The sequence below is a fragment of the Rhizobiaceae bacterium genome (assembly GCA_023953845.1).
Lineage (GTDB): Bacteria > Pseudomonadota > Alphaproteobacteria > Rhizobiales > Rhizobiaceae > Arvimicrobium.
This window is the reverse complement of record JAMLJC010000001.1, coordinates 3489323-3508885: the sequence shown is the minus strand read 5'-3', so window position 1 is coordinate 3508885 and position 19563 is coordinate 3489323. Positions and strand designations below refer to the sequence as shown.

Genomic DNA, 19563 nt, shown 5'->3' with positions numbered 1-19563 from the left:
TTTCGTTCAGGCGGTGGCGAAGTCAGGCGGCCGCGAGGCCGTTGGCCTTGCGGTAGGCTTCCTCGGTCAGGCCCATTTCCTTCATGATGGCGCGATCCTCGGCCGAGAGCGTGTGGACTTCGCCGGGCATCGGCTTCTTATCGAGCCCGGATGCGCCGAGGCCGGCGGCGGTGGCATCGATCAGCTTCTTGACCTGGGCGAAGCCGTCCACCGTCGCACAGAGCGGCTCCAGCTCGGCGCGCTGCGCCGGCGTAATCTTCTTCGCCGTCAACGCCCCGTCGAGCAGATCGGCGACCTCCTTGTCATGGCCGGCCTTCTTGATGGCTTCCAGCTCGGCCGTGGTCGCCGACAGCGTCGCCAGCGTCTGCTCATGCACCGTCTTGTCGACGCGCGTGGCAAGGCCAGCGATGGCGTTGAGGCAGGCGGTTTCGCCCGCATCTTCAGCGAGGCCAAGCGCGACGGCGATCTTCTTGAGCATGGGAGTGTCCTTCGTGGGTTTGTGCGGGTCTACCGACGCGACGGCCGGCATGGAGAGCGCGGGCGCCGCGACCAGGGCGGCGGAATGCAGCCAGCTCACCACGCCGTTCTCATCCGCCTTGAGCGACGGGGAAACGTAACGGTGGCTGCGGGAGGCGAGCGTTGCGAGCCCGGCAGCGAGCCATTCGACGCGACCATGGAGACCGTCAGGCTTTGCCGCGAGTTCCTTGATCCAGCCGATGGCCGGGGCCGCGTCGCCGAACATCGCCTTCTTGACGGTGGCGTGGTCGATGTCGATCGGGACATCGACGCGCTCGGCGTTGAAGCGCTCGACGAGCTGCTCCGGGTTGACCTCGAAGGAGCGACCGTCGCGGGCCGTGAACCGACCGCGCGGCGCCAGCATGATCCAGGCCGGGCCGACCTCGGGATTGGCGGCCGCGTCGAGCGTCATCACGTCGAACACGGTCACGCCCGTGGCGATCGGCTCGGCCGGCTCACCGGCGAGATTGACCAGTCTCAAATTCAGGCTTGCGGAAACTCGCGTCATCGGCGCACAATTGCCGAAGTCAGCGAGCCTGATGTGGCTGACAGCTGTCAGCTCTGATCCGCCGCCACAATGGCCGATCGAGACCGAGCGACGCCGACAAACATCAAATTAGAAGGCGATTAAAAGGCCGCTAGCGCGCGCTGCAACGTCTTGAGCCATGACGGGCCGTCCGGATCGATGAACGCGCTCTACGAGGCTCCTTTACGATCGCTTGAAATCCTGACGCGGAAGGCGCATCTTTCACGCAGCGCGGCGGCGAATTCGGGTGCCCTAGATGGCCGCTGGAGGAGTTGCCGACCCTCCCCGCCGCGCGTCATTCCTTGCCCAGATCATTGATGTCGTCGACGGTCAGGCCGAAACGATCAAGCGTCTTCTGAATGTCCTGGAACCGTCGCTGGTGCATGCTGGTGACACGCAGATACCCACCCGACGAGAATTTGATGAACAACCGCCACCACGTCTTGCCGATGCGGCCCAGTATGGTCCGCACGCTGCCGTCACCACGCTCATCCGGGAGGATGGCGCCATCGGCGATGATCCTGGGCAGCAGCGCGAACTCGTCCAGTGTCATGCCGTGCCGCACGTTGCGCGATACGATGTCCTCGGTCGCGATCGACACGATGCTGTTACGCGCCGCCGGAAACTCCGACGCCAGCCTGGGCGAGACGCCGGCCGGCAACCAGGTCTTCTCCGGCAGCTTCGGCGCGACGCGCAGGAACGGGTCAGCCCAAAGATCGCCCAACGCCCGCTCCGCGTCGCCGGCGTCAGCCGTCCGAAGGCGGGCTTCGAGGTTCTGCAGCAACGTCGAAGATCGTGAGAGGCCGGGATTGGTGTGCCAGCCCGCGTCGACGCCCGGCGGCACCATGGTCACCTCGCCGGTGCGGCGGTTGACGAACGGGATGTCCGGCCCGAGGTCCGGCGGCGTGTCGCGATAGATGACGCCGCCTTCCGCCGGCGCGCGGCCGAGCAGTTGCTCCGCCTCCCGCGCCGAGATCTGGCGTACCTGGCATTTGCACAGCCAGCCGTTGGGCGGGAAGTGTGTCCGCCAGAACGGATGGTCGATCGGAAGAATGATGCCGACCCAGCCGAGATGCTCCTGGCGCGGATCCGCAGACGTGGTGCGGACGTAGAGCAGATAGGGCAGCGCCCGCTTCGTCCGCTGGGCGCGCTCCCACTGGCCGGCCGCGCGGGCGGAATTGACGTTCGACCAGAAGATCGTCTTCAGCCGGCGCGACGAGCCGAAGTTCACCATCCGGTCGGGATCGATGCCTTCGGGGTCAGACACCATACGCGGCCTTGCCCAGCCGATCCGCGTGAGGTCTTTCAGGACGTCCTGTTTCCACGTCTCGAAACCCTGACCTTTGCGGATGGCGCTGCCGATCGAATCGCGAAACGTGGTGAGCAGCTCCAGCTCGGTCGCCTTGGCGACGGTGAAGGCGTAGGCATGCTCCTCGGCCCACACGTCCAGCCAGGAGAAGGCCGGTCGCAGGCTCTTGCCGTCGAAATAGGCTGTGACCTCCGGCGGCGTGGAAAAGCCCTTGGCGATCTCGGCCACGTCAGTCTTTCGTGTCGCCGATGCCGCGCCCGATCGCCGTCAATACCGCCAGCCGCTCCGCGAGCTTCGTCGCATCCGGCCCGGCGGATTGGAGCATGGCGAGCGCCTGCTCGAAGCTGGTTGCCTTCTCGATAATGGCGAAGAGCGGATCGACGATCGGCGCCGTGAGTTGCTCCCAATCTCCAAACGCCTCCTCGAGGAGCGCATCCACATCGTCCTGGGCGTCTGCTCTGGCCGCGACCGTCTCGGCCGCCAGCAGCGACACGCAGGAGCGGCAGCGGCACGACCGCTTGTGATCGGCCACCTCGGCCGACAGGGCGGCGATCTTCTTCGGCTGTTCCTTCGCCTTGTCCTTGCCGGGCTTCGGAGCGGGAACCTTCGCGGGCTCCTCGTCGTCATCCTCCGGATTGGGCGACGCGGCCGGTCTAGGCGCCGAGAGCAGCTCGTCTTCGTCGGATGGTTCCGAGAGGCCGATCTTTTCGCGCATCTCGCTCTGCTTGACCTTGAGGCCCAGCGGCACCATCGCCTGCACCGCCTTGGTCAGCACTTCCAGATCCTCGGGATCCGGGACCGGCATCTTGATCTGCGGATAGACGTCCTGCGGCCCGAAATTCATGGCGACGAAGGCGTGGACGAGATCGCGGTTGACGGTCGCCGCGAGCTGCTTGGCATCGGCCCGCAAGATGTCCAGCCGCACCTCATTGTGGATCTTCGCCTGCCCGAGCGACGAACCGTCGTCGGACGTCATGGTCTGCCCGACGACGAGCTTGGAGATCTGCTTGTCGACATATTCGAGCAAGCCGCCGAACACGTCCGAGCCCTGCGATCCCTTGACCTCGTGGAAATCGATGGCCATGCCGTCCGGTATGATCGCGGCGGCGTCGTTGGCGATCGAAGCGACTGCCTTCAGCAGGGTCCGCTTGTCGCTCTCGGAAGCGCCGGCATTGTATTTGCCGACGCGGAGCGGCATGCCATAGACCTCGGCGAAACCAGCCCAGTCCTGCAGCGCGAATTGCTGGATCATGTAGGCCCATGCCGCCGGCCGGGCGACGCCGCGCCGGAGCGGAATGCCCATCTTCGATCGCGGCAGATGCCGCAGAAATTTCGCGGGCGGCAGCTCCTCGCCCTCAATCGAGCCGTCGACGGCCAGCCGCAATTCGGAGAGCGCCAGCCGGTCGAACTGGAAGAAGCGCTGGTCGCGCCAGATGTACTCGACCGGGCGGAGCGCGCCGCGCTCATATTCCCACATCATTTCCGAGACGGCGTAGCTTTTGGCGATGCCGTCCGTCAGCGCGCCGATCGCTTCCTCGAAGGCGCTCTCCTCGGTGAGTTCCTCGACGGCTTCGATGATTTTGGACGGCACGCCCTTGGGCGCCTCGACAGTCACGTCCACGCTCTCGATCGCCAGCCGGCGCGTCTGCAGCTGCGAGGCGTAGTGGAGGTATCGCTCCTCCATCTCCTCGGCGAGCGTCAGATAGGCGCGCGCCTGGCCGAGCGCGGCATCGCGCAGCAGCGAGCCAAGGCGCTCGGGCGTGAGGCTGGTGGCGACACGCTCCTCATGGACACGCCGCACGCCGGAGATCGTCGGCGCGGCCACTTCCCTGGCAAGCAGCTTCTTTTCGATCGGGCGGCCATCCGGCCCGAGGATGGTGGACTTCACCACAGGCGTCTCCCGAAGCTGGACCCGTCGTCATCGTCATCGTCGGCGCGCAGCCGGCCGAGGTCTTTCAGCGTCATGTAGCCGTAGGTGCGCGGTGTTCCGGCCGCATGGATGCCGAGGAATCCAGCCCACGTCCGGTCGGCGTGATCGTCGTCGCGCTCCGCGACAAAGCGTGGCGCGCCGGTCGCCGAGGCAACCTTGCGGAGCTTGTGCAGATCCGCGCGCAAGGCAGGTTTGCCCTCCGGAATCCGGACGGTACGATCCTCGAACCGTTCCTTGCCGGCCGTCGCCAGCACCAGCTTGTTCGGCCCGGTGAACAGGATGCCCTCGACGCGACCGGCGCCATAACGGCGCTGCGCATCCTCGACCGGCTTTTCGCCCATGCCGGTCTGGTCCATACAGACGCGCGCGACATGGTAGCGACGCATGACCTCGTCCAGCGCCGCATCCTGCGAGGCGAAGGTGGCCCGCTTCAGCTCGACGATCTCGCGCGTCCACAGGACGTCGCCGATCAGCTCGAAGACCCAGATCACGAAGAGGTCGTTGCGCCGGCCGATGTCGACGCCGACGAAGCATGGCCCGCCCTGGTAGAGATCGGGGTCGCCGGCCTTCTCGTCCTCGACCGAGGAGATGAGATCGTAGGACAGCCAGGCGCTCGCCTCGTCGAGATATTTGAGCTCGTATTCCTGCGCCCAGGCGTCCTCGTCGGCGAGGCCGGCACGCAGTTCCTCGATGTTGCGCGGCAGGCCATCCGCGACGGCCTTGTAGATGTCGACCACGTGGCGGGACCATGTGTCGTCGACGGCAGTGTCTAGTTCATAGAACTTGCCGGACTTGCCGTTAGGCGTCGAGGTAACGCGCAGCTTCCAGCCGGCGGATATGACGGGAAAGAGCGCCTTCCAGATCGCACCCGAATCCTTGTGAAACGCGAACTCGTCTAGGAAGACGTTGGCCGAGAAACCGCGAGCCGTGTCCGGATTGGCCGGCAGCGCCGTGATGCGGGAGCCGTGAGGGAACTCGACCTCCAGCGCCTTGTACTTCACCGCACCGATGTCGAACTCCGGTTCGGTGTACTCAAACGGCACGCCATAGGCTTTTGCGTGCAGTTTCACGCCCTCGTCCATGGCTTCCTTGGCCTGCCGCTCACCGCGCGAGAGGATGACCCAGCGTGTCCGCGCCTGTTTGACGACATGCTCGAAACTGTCGTCGACCGTTTCCAGCGTGGTCGTGAAGGTCTTGCCCGTCTGGCGGGCGAACTTGCCCAGCTTGAAGCGCCGCCGGTCTTTGAACCAGCGCGCCTGATACGGGTAAAGGATCGGCGCGCGGCTCATGCCCCGTTCTCGTAAGCCTTGCGGATCATTTCGAGCACTTCGAAGGCATTGACCTGATGCCCGGCCTTTTCCACGGCGCCTGTCGCGCTCTCAACGGCATGGTCGAGCTTCTTCCGGGCTTCGGCTTCCACCTTCTGCCGCCGATCAGTCGACATCTTCTGTGCGGAAACTGTGGCCTGATAAGCGCGCGCCAGCTCCATCGCATCCTTCGGGCTCTTTCGCCCGGCGCTGTCGTCGATCAGCTCGACGATCAGCGTCTTGATGAACTCGCCGAGGATGACGGTGTTGTCATCGACGTCCCTGGCCGTGAACTGGCTGGAAAGGCCGTCGAACATGGCGCGCGCTTCCTGCATGCGCCGCTGGGCGGCGGCAAGCCGCATGGCCTTGCGGTTGAAGGCGGACTTCGAAACCGGCTCCAGCCCTTTTGCCTCCAGCCGGTCATTCAGCTCGAAGAGGATGTCGGCCTGCGTGCGTTCACGCTGGTACAGCTGCTCGCATGCCCAGACGATATCGTCGGCCGCTTCCTCGGGAAGCAGGTCGATCGACGACAGACGGCCGCGACCAGCCATGGTCAGCCTCCGAGTGACGGACGGGCAACGCCTACGATGACGCTGCGGCGTTCGACATGATCGGCGCCGGCTCGCGTGATGGTGGCGACCAGGATCGGATCGGCCTCGGGCCGGTCGATCGCGCGGATGCTGACGGCCCCCAGCTCCTCAAGCTTGCGCAGCTGCGTGCGCACCCACTCCCGCGAACGACGATAGCCGAAGGCTTCCAGCACGGTGGTCAACACGGTTTCGTTGAGGCGGCCGTCGAACTGCTTTGCGAGTTCCCGGAGGATGACGAGGCGCGCGTCCTCTTCCATGAATGATGCGTAGCTCATGCTGCTTTTGCCTGTTCGAGAAGGAAATTCTCCATCCGCTGGGTCGTACGCGCGGATTGCTCCGCCACGGCGCCGATGCGCACCATGTCGAGCTGGATTTCGCCGAGCTTCATCTCCAGCCGATGGACGTCATCCTTGTCCGGCTGGTGTTTCATCTCGCTTTCGAGCGCCTGGATGCGGCTTGCCTGCGCGCTGAGGCTGCCTTCCAGCTTCTCCAGCACTTCGCCCGTTCTCTTCTGGAACGCCTCAAGCGCGGCGCCCGTCTTCTTCGAGCTCTGCGTCATCAGCGTGTAGATCGTGGTGACCAGCGAGATCACGAGCGCGGCTGCGCCCAGCCATTGCGTCAGCACTGACAAATCAATCATCGTATGCACCGGTCTTTCGATCTTCGTCCCAGGCGTTGCACCGGTTCTGCCGGGCGCGCGTTCTTTCCAGGGCCCGCTCCGCCTTCAGCCAGGCGACGTCCAGCCGCTCGCCGCTGGCGACGCCGCTCCACTCCTTCTTGCGGCAATCGGCCGGGCGTTCCGGCTGCCGCTCCGCCACCGCGATCGCCGCGTCGACGATGTCGGACTTCGCCATGTCGACCGCCGCCCTTTCCAGCACGGCGCGATCACTTGCGCAGGCGGCCAAGCAGATCGTCAGTGACGACGCAGCCGTCAGGCGCAGGGCGCTTCTGCAGCTCTGCCAGTTCATCAACCAGGCCTTCCTTTTCGCGTTCCGCGATCGTGAGTTTGTCGAGGAAGGCTTCGTTGGCGGATGCCGCCGCTGCCGCCTTCCCCTCGGCATACATCCGCAGCCGCCGCTCCGCGTCGGCCGTTGCTTCCAGCGCTTTGATGCGCGCTCCGGCAACCAACTCCACGGTCGCCTCGTCGACCGCGCGCCGCACCGCAGACGCCTTGTCGAGCTTCGCCCAGACGACGCCTGCGCCGATGACGACGACAGGGACCGGGATCGTCAGCATGACCAGCCACCGCAGCAAGGCGGCTGCCTTCGAGAACAACAGCGCGCCGATCATTGCCGGGCTCCGTAGCCGTCATGGTCGGGTCCGACCGGATACCCGCCCGTCGACGGGCCATAGCCATAGGTCTGGTAAGGCAGCTGATCCTGATAGGCTTGCGGGCCGAGGATCTGCATCACGTTGCGATCGTCCCATACCGCCCCGAACACGAACGCGCCGATCACGCTGCCGGCGAGGAAGAAGCAGCTGGTGACGATCGTCCGGTTCAGTTCGTTGTCCACCGCGACGCCGCCGAACTGAGCGAAGCTGGAAGTGACGAACACGATCACGACCATGGCCGCGCAGAAGAAGAGCGCCAGATAGACGATCAGCCGGCGCACCTTCCAGGGTGGCCGACCGATCGCGGCGATCGTCTGTCCCGCCTGATCCCCCACCTAATAGCTCCTGGGCGGCACGAAGAGGCAGATCGTGCGGCTGTGCTCGCCTCCCGCTTCGGAACACCAGTGAAACTCGCCGTCCGGCGACTCGCGAACGCGTTTGTCGGCGTAGGGAATGACCTCCCCTGTGGCTTCGATCACATAACCATGCCCGCCCTCGCGAATGGCCTGGTACGGCACCATGCGGCAGTCCTGGTTCGAACAGCACGCCCACGGATAGCGCCAGCCTGTGGGAGCATCATGGGCGCGCGCGGAAGCCGGAATGAAGAGGAAGAGGAGCAGGCAGGCAGTGCCGAGGCAGATGAGCAGATTTGCGTCCCGGCGCACGGAGCAAACGGTCTCGTCGGCTCCACCGCCCAGCGGATGGTTGGCGCCGGCAAACCACACAAACGCGCCCAGCACCGTACCGACCAGCAGCATGAGGCTGCCGACCACGAGAAGAAGGAACGAGAGCGCGGCCATCTCAGCCGAGCCTCGCGAACTGCCAGTGCATGCCGTCGCAGCGGCGCTCGTCGAGCGTGTCGCCATTGCCGTTCCAGTCGCCGCCCCACACAGCGCCGGCCGAAGCGAAGGCCGACAACACGGCAGGAATGGTCGCGAACCTCGGACGGCGATTGCCAAGGCCGTTGCGGGGCGCATCGAAATCGACGGCGCAGCCATAGGCGTGCATCGACAAAGCCGTGCCGCCACGCATGGGCCGATAGTTGAACGAGCCGGAGAAGACCGACATGCCCCAGTCGTCGATAACCTTCTGCGAGCGACCGGAGCGCTGCCAGATGTCGGCCAGCGCCTGTTCGAGCGCACCGGCGCATTTGCGATGGAACGGGATCCGCGTGATCGGGATCGCGCCCATCGCCATGCGGAACGGCGGGACCACCATCACGATGTTCTGGCGGTACCAGGTCAGGGAGTATTTCGCACCATTGCGCGGATTGCCATAAAAGGTATCGCAATCGCGCTGCAGCGGCCATTTCGAGGCGGGGTTTGCCATGGTTCTCACCGGGATTGTTCCCGGTCACCATGGTCGCGCCGCCGCAACCGCGTGTGGCTGACATTTGTCAGCCCGACGCCATCCATGCAGCTATGCTGTTCCGAAAATGCGTTCGCCGCAAGAGGACTAGAACAGTTCGCCCTGGTCGCCGTCCGGATCGCCCTTCATTCGCTGTTTTACGCGCCATGCCGTCCGCTCGTGAACGCCGGCCTGACGTGCGGCGGAGCGCACGTCGACGCCCCTCGCAATCGCCTGGGCGATGTGTTTGCGCGCTTGGCGGGCATGCGATCGGTGAGCGAGCGGAATCATCTCATGCCGCACGCCTTTCACCTGCTGCACAGCAAAGTGCTTGCAGATCAGATCAGCAGTCTCGAAGCCGACCAGCCGGCTCAACCAGTGGTCCGGACGGGCTTTCGCCGGGATGTCCACGCGCGTGCCGCCGCAGGTGTCAAGGATCGCATATGCTGCGTCGACGCCAGCAATCTCCGCGACTTCGCCCAGGAATCCGGGCAACGACGAATGCTTTTCGGCGGCGCTCACGGCTTCAACCCGATCGCCGCTTCGGCCGTGATCAGCCGGTGGGTGAGTTCCCGCAGCCGCGCCTCTAGCACGACACGGCGATGCGCGTGCGGCGGGTAGAGGTCGAGACGGCGTTTGAGTTCCGACCGCTCGCGACGCAGATCCTCGATCGCCGCCAGCTCGTGCCAGACGAGAAGCGGCAGGATCGGGGTGGTCTCTGCGCCGCGAGCCATCATCCCTCCGCGGCCTTTCGCTGGCGCTTCCGGCGCGCGGCCTCACCGGGGCTGGCGAGCGCCTCGTCACCGAGACGCGAGTACCGCCAACTGGCGCCGGGACGGATATGCTGGATCTGCGAAAGCCGGGCGCCCATGTCGTCCTGTTCGTCGCGGATCCATACGAACCATGCATAGGCTGTTGCCGAACTCGCTTCCGGATCCCAGGCCCCTTCGATCATCGGCACGCGGTCGGCGAAGGGGCAGACAAAATGCGGCGCCAGGTTGGTCCCGAAGATCCGGTTGTAGCGACCTTCCGATTCCAGCCATTGCAGGCGCACGAGAAGCGCGACGCCGACACGGGCGATGCTGTATGCGCGATCGAAGAACTGCTCGGCGATATTGAAAGGCGGATTCGTGATGACCCAGTCGACCGGCCATGGAGCGTCCGCCGCGCTGCAGAAAGTGAAGTCCAGATTGCGACGATCGCCGAATCCCCAGTCCGCGACATCGGTCGCATGGACGCTGCGGAAATAGCGCTGCAATGGAATCGCAGCATGGCCGGCACCGCAGGCCGGCTCCCAGCAGGTCATGCCGGAGTCCTGCACAAGATGCCGGCGCAGAACCTCTTCAACGAGGGCACGGACGGCCCACGGCGGCGTCGGGAAGAAGTCGAGCGCCTGCTTGTTGTTGGCGCGCCTCGCCATGACAGCAGTCGAATCGCGCCTGTTCATCGCCGCACTCCACTTCGCAGGAGGCTGGCGAGAATCTTGAAATGCGGCACCGTCTCGCCGTCCAGCACGGAGACGACGAGACGGCCGCGCACCAGATAGCGGGCATGTTCGGTGCGCACGCATGGCGCGCCCTGGGCTCGCGCGCAGTCCAGCGCGATCTGCGCGCGCAGCGCTTCGACATCGAGCCCGACAACGCGTTCGAGATAGCGGAGCACGGCGTGGTCGGAGACGCGCATCCCGGTCATGGCGCCGGCTCCCATTTGATGAGCACGCCGGTGAACCGACCGACACCGTGGGTCTTCAGCCAGAAGACGCCCATGTTCGAGCGTGCCGTAGCGGCCCGCAGTTGCTGTCCTGCAAAGGCCGGAGGAAACCACCATCCGAAATCGATAGGCGCGAACCCGTCTGCCGCCGCGAACGGTTCAATCTCGTCGCGATGCAGGGATCGCCCGTCAATCTCGATCGACGCGATGAACTCGTCGATCAGCGTGGTCACCTCGATCACGATCGGCAACGCGTCCGTGCAAAGCGGATCTCGGTCCACGAGCTTCAGGCAGTGACGGGTCCGCATCGCGGTATAGAGCTGGACCGGCTCGCCTGGCCGCGCATGCCGCCGGCGATTGGCGCGAATCGTCTGCCTTTTCGTCAGAGCGGCGACCTGCGGGGCGAAGATCTTGTGGAAGCTGTAGGCCACCATCACGCCACCGCCTTCGCCCTGCGGATGCGCTCGCCGAACGCGTTCATCACTGCCCGCCATTCTGCCGGCGTCAGCGAGCCGAGCCCGGCCGGATGGTCGCCGACGATCGCCTCCACGGCGCGCGCGAAATCCAGCTTGTTGCCGATAAGCGTGGCGCCCGGCAGGATCTTGCGGAATTGCGCCCAGGCGACCTTGCCGGCATCGTGCTTCAGGAAGTCGTATCCGTGCGACCACCCCCATTCGACGCCGCCTTCGCGGGCCATCCAGCCCTTCAGACCGTCGATGACCTTGCGGGCCTCAGCCGGGTCGCGAAGGAAGTTGACGTGGTCGATGCCGGTCTGGCGCTTCACGAAGGCCAGCAGCGCGGCGTCGGTGCGATCGGCGACGACGCCGAGGTTCCAGAGAGCGATCCACTGCGCCTGCAGCTTCTTCGCAAACGGGCCTTGAAGCGGCTTCGAACCGGGTCTGGAAGCCTTCTGAAAGCCCAGCCGGCGCAGTTCGTCGACAACGGCCTGATGCTGCCGGCCGTTCATTTCGCGCAGCGAGCGCTTGCCGGTCTGACGCTCGTAGAGATCCCGCGCATCATCCTGGTCGATGCCGAGCTGGCGCAGGCCGGCGTGGATGGCGGCGATCGCGCTCATGACACCAGCCTCGGCTTGGATTGTTCCTGCTCGATCAGTCGGAAGAGCTTGGTGGCGAACTCGATCGCGAGGTCGGCGGGACGTTGCTCCGTCGCTTGGCAGCAAAGCCCGGCGGTGACATAGAGCAGTGCCGTCAGTGAGTTTCCGAGATCAAGTTCACCGTCCTCATCCGCCAACAGGTCAAGGATGTCGCTCTCGATTTCCGTCCCGGCATGGATCATACCCCGGCCTCCTCAACCAACTCGGCCGCGCGACAGGAAAGCTCCGGCTTGAAGAAGCCGAGACGGATTTCCAGCGGCGACCTGAAATCGCCGCACTCGTCCCGGCCGGAAAGAAGCGGCTCGTCGACAATTGCGGCGAGGCATTCCGCCAGCCGCTTTTCCAGCGGCTCGATCTCCGGCACGGCCGCGCCCATTTCGGCGTCGATGGCGCGGTCGAGGTCCTCGCCGCCGAGGATCAGGTTCTCCGGCACCCGTCCGCCGAACACGCCGCCCAGCGCGATGTCCACGGGTCGCGTCTGCCGGTTGCGCAGATGGCGATACCGCGCCGCATCCTTCACCAGCTGCTCATGCAGGAAGTCCTGACAGCGCGAGCAAAGATCGACGTCAAACCAGCAGAGCGGCTCGCCGTCGATCTCCATGCCGGGTTCGATATGGGTGATGCCGCACTCGCGGCAGCGACGATCGGTCATGATCTGGCTCCGATCTGCAGCGGTGCCGCGCTTCCGCCGACGCCATGCGCAAGCGTGACGTCCTTCCCGGCGATCCAGCCTGCCGCGCGGGCCTCGTTGTGGCGCAGCGGCGCTGATGCCGGTGCAACGCTGACGCCGCCGCTATAACGCTGGTCGCGGGTGGCGATCGCCGTATCGCGCGCCGCGCGATCCATCACCGGCCTGAAGGTGTCGATCAGCCGATAGGACAACCGGTTGACGAAGCCCGCCGAGAAGTCGGCCACAGCCGCCCGCTTCGAGGCGAGGCCGCGACGCCGTCGGTAGAACTTGCCGGCCTTGAACTCGCGGATCGACCGGTCGAGGGCGCGCTCGCACACGTCCCTGAGATAGACGGCGATGTCCGGGCCGGGCGTCACGCCGATGAAGCTGACGGTCGTTCCGGTTGCATCTTCGAGGATGATGGCCGCCTTGTTGGTGCAGGTGGCGATCACCGGCCAGAGCTTGGCCCTGATCGCCTTGCCCGCGCCGGCCCGCCCGGAGCGCTTCTCCTCCATAATGATGTCGGCCTCGGACAGGCCGTGGTCGCGCATGAGCTGCGCGGCCTTGTCGGCCGCCGCCAGCGCCTCGGCCTCCGTGCAGCCGCGCGCGGAGGTCATCTCGCGCAGCTGCCGGATGCGGTCGCGGATTTTCTGCTTGCTCATGAAAAATAGCGCTCCATGTCGCGTGCGATGCGCGTCAGGTTGATCTGGCCGAAGGCGAAGCCGCCCAGCTCGTCAGAGACAGTGCTGAAATCCAGCACTCGAGCGATGTGTTCGCCGTCCTCGTTTCTGAGATCGACGTTTCCGCTGCGGCCGATTGTTTCGATAAGGGCCTGCTCGATCTGGAAGAACGAAGGCTTCATCGCCTCAGCCTCCCTTCATCTGTTCGGCGACGGCCATCTGCAGCGCGGCCATCACGGTATCGGCGGAAAAGACCCTGTCTTCCCAGCCGGTCCAGTTGCCGTTGCAGACGATCCGAGCGTTCGGCAGCCCGTTGAAATCCGGGTTGTCGCAGACGAAGGTCACGGTGTTCCCCTCGTCCTCGCGCAGGAGGTCGATCGCGTTGAGGATCACGAGCGCGTCGGCCGGATTGGTGATGCCCATGGGGTGCAGCACGCAGGAGAGATCGGCCATCCCTCAGCCCTCCTGTCCGGCATCGATCTTCTTATGTGCCGCCGTCTGCCAGTTCCGCAGCGCCGCCGACCAGCCACCCGTTGAGCTTGAACGGATACCGGCCATCTTCACCGTGAACTCGCCGCCCGGCCGCGACGTGAATTTCGCGCCCGCGCGCGAAACGAAGAAGGACATGAGGCCTGCATCGGCACGGTCCCGGCGCTGGCGCCATTCGTGATAGCGGCTGGAGGGAAGGTCTCCGATCTCGTCGTCGGCATCGATCAGCTTCTGCTGCACGAGCCGCGCCAATCTCTGCAGTTCACGGATATCGTTCACGGCTGCACCGCCTGCAGGGCCGCACGCCCTGCCGCAGCCAGCTTCTGCGCCGTCGCGATCTCACGCTGCATGTCCGCGCGGGCCTTCGCCTCGGCCTCGTTGAGCCGTGTGCTCGCCGCGAGGAACTCCGCCTCGATCCGCTTCTTCTCCGCCGCGATCGCCGACAGCGTGCTGTTGCCCCGGCGGCGGGCATGAACCATGCGCTGCTCGGCCCGCAGCACGGTGCGCTGCTGTTCGTCCAGGAACTGCTCGACTTCGTCGCCGAGCGGCTGCTGAAAACCTTCCTTCTCGATCTCGGCCATCGCCTCGTCGAAATCCGCCGTCATCGCCATATCGTCCATTTCAATTCTCCCTTGGCTCGATTGGTACGGGGCCGGAGCCCGCCAGATTGATCGGATCGGAGCGTTCAGCCGGATGGCCTTCGAGCAGGATGTGCGCAGCGACGTCGAGCAGCGGCTTGATGTTGAAGAGGACGATGTCTCCGTTCGGGTGTTCCACGAAGAAGACCATCCGGTTCGCCGACTGAGAGATGTCCAGCACTACGTCGCCTAGGTCGGCCGTCGCGATCTGTTCGCGGAAGAACAGCCTGTTGGTGGAGCGGGCGCTTCTGTCCCAGCGGGCAATGTCGAACTCGACATCGTGTGAGGAATGGACCTTCATCGCCGCCCCCTCACGCCTTCGCCAGATCGATGGTGACGGCGCGCCATTCGCCGTCCGGCCGGTCGCGCTCGTAGCAGCGGACATAGAGCTTCGAGCCGACGACGCGCATGGCGTCGCGGATTGCGGACATGGCGCGCTGCCAGCGCTCGTCCTCGATGTCGAGCCGCAGCAGCATGAAGATCGCCGCGCGGTTGATCTGGCCTTCCTTGTCCGTGTTGAAGGCGCGCGTGACGATCGCGCGGATCTCCGGCCGGCTATCAGCCGCCCACTCGGTCAGGCACTCGTCGATCAGGCCCTTGGCGATCTGGAGCTGCGCGCCGAAGTCGATCGCGTCGGCGACCTGCACCTGGATTTTCTGGCAGCCGTCGAAGGTCATGAAGGTCTTGTTGCCCTTCGCGCCGCCCTTCGCTGCACCGTATTCCTGGGCAAGCAAGGCCTCGAAAGCGCCGAGGTCATCGAAGGTATGCCCTTTGAACCGCGCGACCTGGGCGGAGAGATCGCGGGCATAGGCCATGATCTTACGCACGGTTTCGTCTTCGAGCTTCTCCGCCGGCTTCACCAGCTCGGCCGGCACGAAGCCGCCCTTAGCGTCGGCCATGTAGGGCTTGCCGTTGATCAGCGTGACGCCGGCCTCGGGCCGGTCCTCAAGAATTGCAGCTTCCATCTTCCGTCTCCTGTTTGTTTGTTTCGGTGTTTGTTTCCCCGCGCAGCGCGGCCAGCAGGCGTGCGACCGTGTCGGCCTGCGTCTGGATGGCGTGCACGCGCGCGGTGAACTGTGTCTCGCCGATCAGATCCGGCGTCGGCGGCATGGCGAGCGCCCGCACGAGCAGCTCTGCCTCCAGGCAGACCTCCCAAAGCCGCTCGACGGCGTGGGCCATCGCCACCTTGCCGGCGAGGCTGACCATCGCCCGGTCGGGATTGGCGATGATGCGGCCGCAGAGGTCGAGCACGTCGACCGAGGCCACGGCCTGCGAAAAGCGTTCATCGGCCATCGGTCTTCCTCATCTGTTCGCGCAGCCGGAAGACGGCGCGCTCCAGCGCCGCCCTGGCCGGCCTTTCCTGGCGGGAATGCATGGCCTGCAGCAGCCGGTCGGTCGCTTTGCCGACCTCCCTGCAGACGGCCATCATCGCCCGTGTCTCCGCCTCGGCATCCGCCGCACGCCGCTCCGCCGCCGCGATCTCACGCAGGATGAGCGGCTGCAGCTGCTCGACGAGCAGCGTGGTGCGGACCTGTGCGGTGTCGAGGCGCTCGTGCTTCACCGGCGGCCTCCGGCAGGACGGCCGTCATGGAAAGGCCGAGCGATCACTGGAAACAGCCGGACGTTGCTGCCGGGCCGGTAGACCTCCGACAGCACCGCGTCTGTGGCCTGCTCATCGCTGGCGATCTCGTTCCAGTGACGCCGGGACAGCTCGTTTTCGAGGTTGCGGGCTTCCCGGTAGAGCAGCTTGATGCACTCCTTGAAGGCGCGCGCGTCAGCGGGATCGAGGGTGCGGGGCTCGTGGGTGTAGTCGTCGAACAGCGCCGACAGATCGCGGAGGCCGTCCGACAGGGCGAGGGAAAACTTGGCCATCAGCGGAGTTCCTCCCCGCTACGGTTCGACCAGGCCTTCCGGATATGGATGGCCGACAGTCTCTCGTCGGCGCCGACCGCGATCATGTGAGCGAGGCGCAAAACCTTGTCGAGCTGGCCGATGGCGCCGGGCTTGCGGGCGATCGCGTGGCCGAGACGACGGCATTCGGGATCGTCAATCGACCAGCCGTCCAGAAACGCGTCGACGTCGCCTGCGATCGCCTGGCGCTGAAGGATGCGGAGACCGATGCGACGCTGGATCTGTGCGCTGGCATCGTCATGCCGGTCGTCGTGCAGCATGGTGCCGAAGCGGCGATACACCGCCTCGTTGCCGAGCAGGGCGATGCCGCAGCCGAACTCGTCGTTCAGATAGCGCAGCTGGTTGACCGCCTCGTCGCTGAGGTTTTGGGCTTCGTCCAGGATCAGCAGGGTGTGCCGGCCGTTGCGCTTCAGCTTCGCGCCGATCGCGCGGTCGAGCCGGGCCGGGTTGCGCTCGAACACGTCGAGCGAAAGCGCCAGCTCCTGCAGCATGGCGTGCCGTGCCGCCGTGCTCGGACGCATCGTCACGAGATAGGCATGGGGCCGCGTGGCGACGTAGTTGCGCGCCGTCATGGTCTTGCCGACGCCGGCGCCCATAGTGGCGACCGTGAATTCCGGCATGGTCTGCGCATAGAGCAGCGCTTCGGTCAGCCGCTTCGCCGTGGGCGTCTGGATGAAGCCCGGCCCGGTCGGCAGGGACAGCTGGGCGGCCTTCGCCTCCGCATAGGCGTTCAGCCACTTGCGCACCCGCTCGGTGACGTTGGCGTAGACGCCGTTATAGGTGCCGTCGTACCAGGGCGAGAGCGTGCCTAGCGGCACGTCGGCGCGCCGGCTCGCTTCCGAGCGGGTCAGCCCCTCGGCGATCGCCAGCTCCCGCAGATCGGCGGTGGTCTTGCGCCACTCGTCGAGCTGCTCGGCGGAAATCTGGCCGCCGGGCGTCGAGCGCGGCGGCTGCCAGTTGGGTTGTGTGTCGTTGCTCATATGCTACTGTCCTCGCGTTGCTTCGCCCCTTGCGGGGCGGATTTTTCAGGCGGCCTGCGGAGCTCTCACCCTCCGTGGGCCGCACTGCTTCCGGGGCTAGTCGCGCCCCGGAAAGGGGATCACGCCGCGGTCGATCAGGTCGATCGCGCGTGAGAAATCGGAACTCCAATCTTCGATGACGGGCCGCGAGCCGCCGCTGGCGACGAGACGCACGGCGGCAGGGCGAACGGGTTCGGTCTCGGGCGCCGCCGGTTGCGGCATCAGCTCGGCGACCTGCTCGATGGTCAGGCGCCGCTCCATGTCCAGCATGGCCGCGTAGGACTTCATCAGCCGCCGCTTGTCGGCCGCATGACGGCGGGCCGCCTCGGCATCGTTGAAGCCGGTCGCCTCTATGCAGGCGGCCTCGGCAAGAAACCGCCCGTCGACGCTGTAGATGGCGATGCCGGCATGCAGGTCCTGCGGATCGAAACGGGCGACGACGCGCTTGCCGGCAAGCTCCACCAGCGGCTCCGACCAATAGCGGTTGCCGCCGATCTGGACCTCGCCGGAAGGCTCGCGGCACTTGATGAAGTCCGAAGCGAGCATGAACAGGCGCAGCTGCTCGCGACCCGCCCGGCGGATGATCGCCGTCTCGGCCGCGACGCGATACGTCTCGGCGAAGGAGCGACCCCGGCAATTGGCGGCCGCGCGCCCCGGCTTCGCATTGTGCCGGGCGATCTCGCTGGCCACGAGCGCCTCGAAATCCTCGAAAGGCACCGCGCGGGAGCCGTAATTGTCGGGCTTGGCGTTGGGGTTGTTGCCGGTATAGGCCCCGGCATTGCGCGGATGTTTCGCGATTTCCTCGCAAAGATCGCGGAAGGCGCGCTCGATCGGCTTGGCCTGGCCATGGTAGGGCGTCGACCAGTGGACCTCCATGCCGACCGATCGCAGCAGGCCCTCCTGTTCCCCTTCCTTCACCTTGAAGCGGTAGCGGTTGACCATGCCGCCGGTCAGCCATTTGCTGGCGAAGGCGCGGCCGTTGTCGAGATAGGCATCGGTCGGGATGCCGAAATTCTCCATCATGTCGAGGAAGGCTAGCCGGACGAGCGGCCAGCATTCGGTCTCGCCGAGCCGCCACCCGACGATCATGCCGGAATAGAGGTCCTGGATGGCGAGAAGCACCGGGCGTCCGATTTCGCCGTCCGACATCCGCACGAACACGTCGAACTTGTGGCCGTCCGCCGTGATCGCCTCCATGGGTGCGAACACCGAGCGGTCGCGCGTCTGGTGCGGAAACAGCCGTTGCGCTTCCGACCGGCCCTTGCGCGCCAGCATGCGGGCGCCACGCGGGATCTCCTTCTCGATCCGGCGCTGCAGCGTCTTCGCAGATGGTACCGGCGACCATCGGTTGAGTTTGGCCGCGTCCTGCAGCCGGCCGAAGCATGCCGAGAAGCAGGGCTCCTCCGGCCGCAGATAGTCGGCGACGATGAAGTCCCAGGCGCGCGGGTCGCAATCCGCCGTTGCCGTCCTGCCCTTGTATCGGGGAGCGAGCGCCGGCAGGCGGTCGGCCTTGGCGACAAACTTCACGGCGCGGAGCCACCCCCGCAGCGTCGATGCCGAAACACCGATCTCGGAGGACACCAGTGCAAGAGCCGCTTCGAGCACGGTGCTGCGCTGCAGGAACTCGACGCGGTCGACCGCCTTGAGCCGGCTTTCAGCCTCGACCTTCGCCTTTTCCGGAAGGCTGTCATAGGCGAGCCATGCCTCGGAAAGCACCTCCGGCCGCGCGGTGGGTTTGGCGGTTTGCGCCGTCAGCGCAGAGCGCACATCTGCCGGGAATAGCGAGATGTGATAGGCGAACGTGCCGCCAGCATCCCCCCTGCCCGGCTCGATACGAAAGCGGCGCGGGTCCTTGCGCCAGTCGTTCCGGTCGGCGAAGGCATTCAATCCCCGGTAGCTGCTCGGCAACGACGGGTGACCCAATGCGAGGAGGTCGTTCATCGTGTAGAATTCGCGCACGCGCTGCCCCCGCCCGCCGGACGACGTGCGTCCGTGCCCCTGATCGGCTCGATTTTGAGCTTCTTCTCGATTTGCTTGATGTGATCCTGGATGGCCTGGCTCTCCTGGCGGAGCAGACCGAGCTGCGCGAGTTCCGCCTCGCGCCCGCCCATGACGATCAGGCCTTCGTCCTGCACGATCTCGTCGTAGAGCCACGTCGCGCCGGTCGCGCGCACGAAGGCGATCAGCCGCGTCACCGGGATGTCGTGTTCCGGCTTCGACGGCGCCGTATAGGCGTAGAGCATGTCCACGCTCTGCTCGCGGCCGAGTATGTCGCTCATCCGCGCGGCGATGACGTTGGCGCTGTCCGGGCATTCCTTCAGTGCCCTGCCGAGCGCGGTCTTGATGCGCAGCGAGACGTCGAGCGGGCGGCATGCATCGGCCGGCCGGCGCACCGGAAACAATTGCGAGGGATCGATCCCGGCGAAGAGATCGCCTTGACCGCCCCCAGCTTTTTGTGTCCGGCGCGGCGACATC

33 protein-coding genes are annotated in these 19563 nt (G+C 65.8%); all 33 read right to left on the bottom strand.

What is annotated here, in order from left to right:
* Positions 1-22: 22 nt before the first annotated feature.
* Positions 23-1024 (bottom strand): phage protease, encoded by a 1002-nt coding sequence (locus tag M9955_17250; protein MCO5083390.1) that lies wholly within the window; start codon positions 1022-1024, stop codon positions 23-25.
* A 313-nt stretch (positions 1025-1337) separates the two neighbouring features.
* A complete protein-coding gene (locus M9955_17245; protein ID MCO5083389.1) occupies positions 1338-2579 on the bottom strand; it encodes a phage minor head protein in 1242 nt (413 codons plus the stop codon).
* 1 nt (position 2580) lies between these two features.
* Entirely contained in the window at positions 2581-4242 is a 1662-nt protein-coding gene (locus M9955_17240; GenBank protein ID MCO5083388.1) for a DUF935 domain-containing protein, read from the bottom strand.
* Complete coding sequence (locus tag M9955_17235; protein ID MCO5083387.1) at positions 4236-5570, bottom strand: terminase family protein; 1335 nt, start codon at positions 5568-5570, stop codon at positions 4236-4238. Before M9955_17235 ends, M9955_17240 begins: the two co-directional genes overlap by 7 nt.
* Entirely contained in the window at positions 5567-6139 is a 573-nt protein-coding gene (locus M9955_17230; protein ID MCO5083386.1) for a DUF3486 family protein, read from the bottom strand. The genes M9955_17235 and M9955_17230 overlap by 4 nt, the downstream gene beginning before the upstream one ends.
* A 2-nt stretch (positions 6140-6141) precedes the next feature.
* Positions 6142-6453, bottom strand: a complete 312-nt coding sequence (locus M9955_17225) for a hypothetical protein (protein ID MCO5083385.1) — start codon at positions 6451-6453, stop codon at positions 6142-6144.
* The gene (locus M9955_17220) at positions 6450-6818 is read right to left on the bottom strand and encodes a hypothetical protein (protein MCO5083384.1); all 369 of its coding nucleotides are present in this window, start codon (positions 6816-6818) and stop codon (positions 6450-6452) included. The genes M9955_17225 and M9955_17220 overlap by 4 nt, the downstream gene beginning before the upstream one ends.
* Positions 6811-7032 (bottom strand): hypothetical protein, encoded by a 222-nt coding sequence (locus tag M9955_17215; GenBank protein MCO5083383.1) that lies wholly within the window; start codon positions 7030-7032, stop codon positions 6811-6813. The genes M9955_17220 and M9955_17215 overlap by 8 nt, the downstream gene beginning before the upstream one ends.
* Before the next feature lie 31 nt (positions 7033-7063).
* Positions 7064-7468 (bottom strand): hypothetical protein, encoded by a 405-nt coding sequence (locus M9955_17210; GenBank protein MCO5083382.1) that lies wholly within the window; start codon positions 7466-7468, stop codon positions 7064-7066.
* Positions 7465-7845 (bottom strand): hypothetical protein, encoded by a 381-nt coding sequence (locus M9955_17205; protein ID MCO5083381.1) that lies wholly within the window; start codon positions 7843-7845, stop codon positions 7465-7467. Before M9955_17205 ends, M9955_17210 begins: the two co-directional genes overlap by 4 nt.
* Positions 7846-8130 carry a hypothetical protein gene (locus M9955_17200; protein ID MCO5083380.1) on the bottom strand — a complete coding sequence of 95 codons (285 nt, stop codon included), beginning with the start codon at positions 8128-8130 and terminating at the stop codon, positions 7846-7848.
* A gap of 181 nt (positions 8131-8311) precedes the next feature.
* Positions 8312-8839, bottom strand: a complete 528-nt coding sequence (locus M9955_17195; GenBank protein ID MCO5083379.1) for a M15 family metallopeptidase — start codon at positions 8837-8839, stop codon at positions 8312-8314.
* 126 nt (positions 8840-8965) lie between these two features.
* Entirely contained in the window at positions 8966-9379 is a 414-nt protein-coding gene (locus M9955_17190) for a hypothetical protein (GenBank protein ID MCO5083378.1), read from the bottom strand.
* Positions 9376-9591 carry a hypothetical protein gene (locus tag M9955_17185; GenBank protein ID MCO5083377.1) on the bottom strand — a complete coding sequence of 72 codons (216 nt, stop codon included), beginning with the start codon at positions 9589-9591 and terminating at the stop codon, positions 9376-9378. The genes M9955_17190 and M9955_17185 overlap by 4 nt, the downstream gene beginning before the upstream one ends.
* Positions 9591-10304 (bottom strand): SAM-dependent DNA methyltransferase, encoded by a 714-nt coding sequence (locus M9955_17180; GenBank protein MCO5083376.1) that lies wholly within the window; start codon positions 10302-10304, stop codon positions 9591-9593. The genes M9955_17185 and M9955_17180 overlap by 1 nt, the downstream gene beginning before the upstream one ends.
* Positions 10301-10549 carry a hypothetical protein gene (locus M9955_17175; GenBank protein MCO5083375.1) on the bottom strand — a complete coding sequence of 83 codons (249 nt, stop codon included), beginning with the start codon at positions 10547-10549 and terminating at the stop codon, positions 10301-10303. The genes M9955_17180 and M9955_17175 overlap by 4 nt, the downstream gene beginning before the upstream one ends.
* Positions 10546-11001, bottom strand: a complete 456-nt coding sequence (locus tag M9955_17170) for an ASCH domain-containing protein (protein ID MCO5083374.1) — start codon at positions 10999-11001, stop codon at positions 10546-10548. The genes M9955_17175 and M9955_17170 overlap by 4 nt, the downstream gene beginning before the upstream one ends.
* The gene (locus M9955_17165) at positions 11001-11642 is read right to left on the bottom strand and encodes a regulatory protein GemA (GenBank protein MCO5083373.1); all 642 of its coding nucleotides are present in this window, start codon (positions 11640-11642) and stop codon (positions 11001-11003) included. The genes M9955_17170 and M9955_17165 overlap by 1 nt, the downstream gene beginning before the upstream one ends.
* Positions 11639-11863 carry a hypothetical protein gene (locus tag M9955_17160; GenBank protein MCO5083372.1) on the bottom strand — a complete coding sequence of 75 codons (225 nt, stop codon included), beginning with the start codon at positions 11861-11863 and terminating at the stop codon, positions 11639-11641. The genes M9955_17165 and M9955_17160 overlap by 4 nt, the downstream gene beginning before the upstream one ends.
* On the bottom strand, positions 11860-12333 hold the full coding sequence (locus M9955_17155; GenBank protein ID MCO5083371.1) for a hypothetical protein: 474 nt from the start codon (positions 12331-12333) through the stop codon (positions 11860-11862). The genes M9955_17160 and M9955_17155 overlap by 4 nt, the downstream gene beginning before the upstream one ends.
* Positions 12330-13013 (bottom strand): DUF2786 domain-containing protein, encoded by a 684-nt coding sequence (locus M9955_17150; protein ID MCO5083370.1) that lies wholly within the window; start codon positions 13011-13013, stop codon positions 12330-12332. The genes M9955_17155 and M9955_17150 overlap by 4 nt, the downstream gene beginning before the upstream one ends.
* Entirely contained in the window at positions 13010-13213 is a 204-nt protein-coding gene (locus M9955_17145) for a hypothetical protein (protein MCO5083369.1), read from the bottom strand. The genes M9955_17150 and M9955_17145 overlap by 4 nt, the downstream gene beginning before the upstream one ends.
* A gap of 4 nt (positions 13214-13217) precedes the next feature.
* Complete coding sequence (locus M9955_17140; GenBank protein ID MCO5083368.1) at positions 13218-13484, bottom strand: hypothetical protein; 267 nt, start codon at positions 13482-13484, stop codon at positions 13218-13220.
* A gap of 3 nt (positions 13485-13487) precedes the next feature.
* Complete coding sequence (locus M9955_17135) at positions 13488-13799, bottom strand: hypothetical protein (GenBank protein ID MCO5083367.1); 312 nt, start codon at positions 13797-13799, stop codon at positions 13488-13490.
* Entirely contained in the window at positions 13796-14140 is a 345-nt protein-coding gene (locus M9955_17130; GenBank protein ID MCO5083366.1) for a hypothetical protein, read from the bottom strand. The genes M9955_17135 and M9955_17130 overlap by 4 nt, the downstream gene beginning before the upstream one ends.
* A gap of 1 nt (position 14141) precedes the next feature.
* Positions 14142-14459, bottom strand: coding sequence for a hypothetical protein (locus M9955_17125; GenBank protein ID MCO5083365.1), 318 nt, complete (start codon positions 14457-14459; stop codon positions 14142-14144).
* 10 nt (positions 14460-14469) lie between these two features.
* Positions 14470-15123 (bottom strand): DUF3164 family protein, encoded by a 654-nt coding sequence (locus M9955_17120; GenBank protein MCO5083364.1) that lies wholly within the window; start codon positions 15121-15123, stop codon positions 14470-14472.
* Positions 15104-15451 (bottom strand): hypothetical protein, encoded by a 348-nt coding sequence (locus tag M9955_17115; protein MCO5083363.1) that lies wholly within the window; start codon positions 15449-15451, stop codon positions 15104-15106. Before M9955_17115 ends, M9955_17120 begins: the two co-directional genes overlap by 20 nt.
* Positions 15441-15719 carry a hypothetical protein gene (locus M9955_17110; GenBank protein MCO5083362.1) on the bottom strand — a complete coding sequence of 93 codons (279 nt, stop codon included), beginning with the start codon at positions 15717-15719 and terminating at the stop codon, positions 15441-15443. Before M9955_17110 ends, M9955_17115 begins: the two co-directional genes overlap by 11 nt.
* Positions 15716-16030, bottom strand: a complete 315-nt coding sequence (locus tag M9955_17105) for a hypothetical protein (protein ID MCO5083361.1) — start codon at positions 16028-16030, stop codon at positions 15716-15718. The genes M9955_17110 and M9955_17105 overlap by 4 nt, the downstream gene beginning before the upstream one ends.
* Positions 16030-17049, bottom strand: coding sequence for an AAA family ATPase (locus M9955_17100; GenBank protein ID MCO5083360.1), 1020 nt, complete (start codon positions 17047-17049; stop codon positions 16030-16032). Before M9955_17100 ends, M9955_17105 begins: the two co-directional genes overlap by 1 nt.
* A gap of 96 nt (positions 17050-17145) precedes the next feature.
* Positions 17146-19047 (bottom strand): Mu transposase C-terminal domain-containing protein, encoded by a 1902-nt coding sequence (locus M9955_17095; GenBank protein ID MCO5083359.1) that lies wholly within the window; start codon positions 19045-19047, stop codon positions 17146-17148.
* Positions 19026-19562 carry a hypothetical protein gene (locus M9955_17090; GenBank protein ID MCO5083358.1) on the bottom strand — a complete coding sequence of 179 codons (537 nt, stop codon included), beginning with the start codon at positions 19560-19562 and terminating at the stop codon, positions 19026-19028. The genes M9955_17095 and M9955_17090 overlap by 22 nt, the downstream gene beginning before the upstream one ends.
* Between the last annotated feature and the right edge of the window lies 1 nt (position 19563).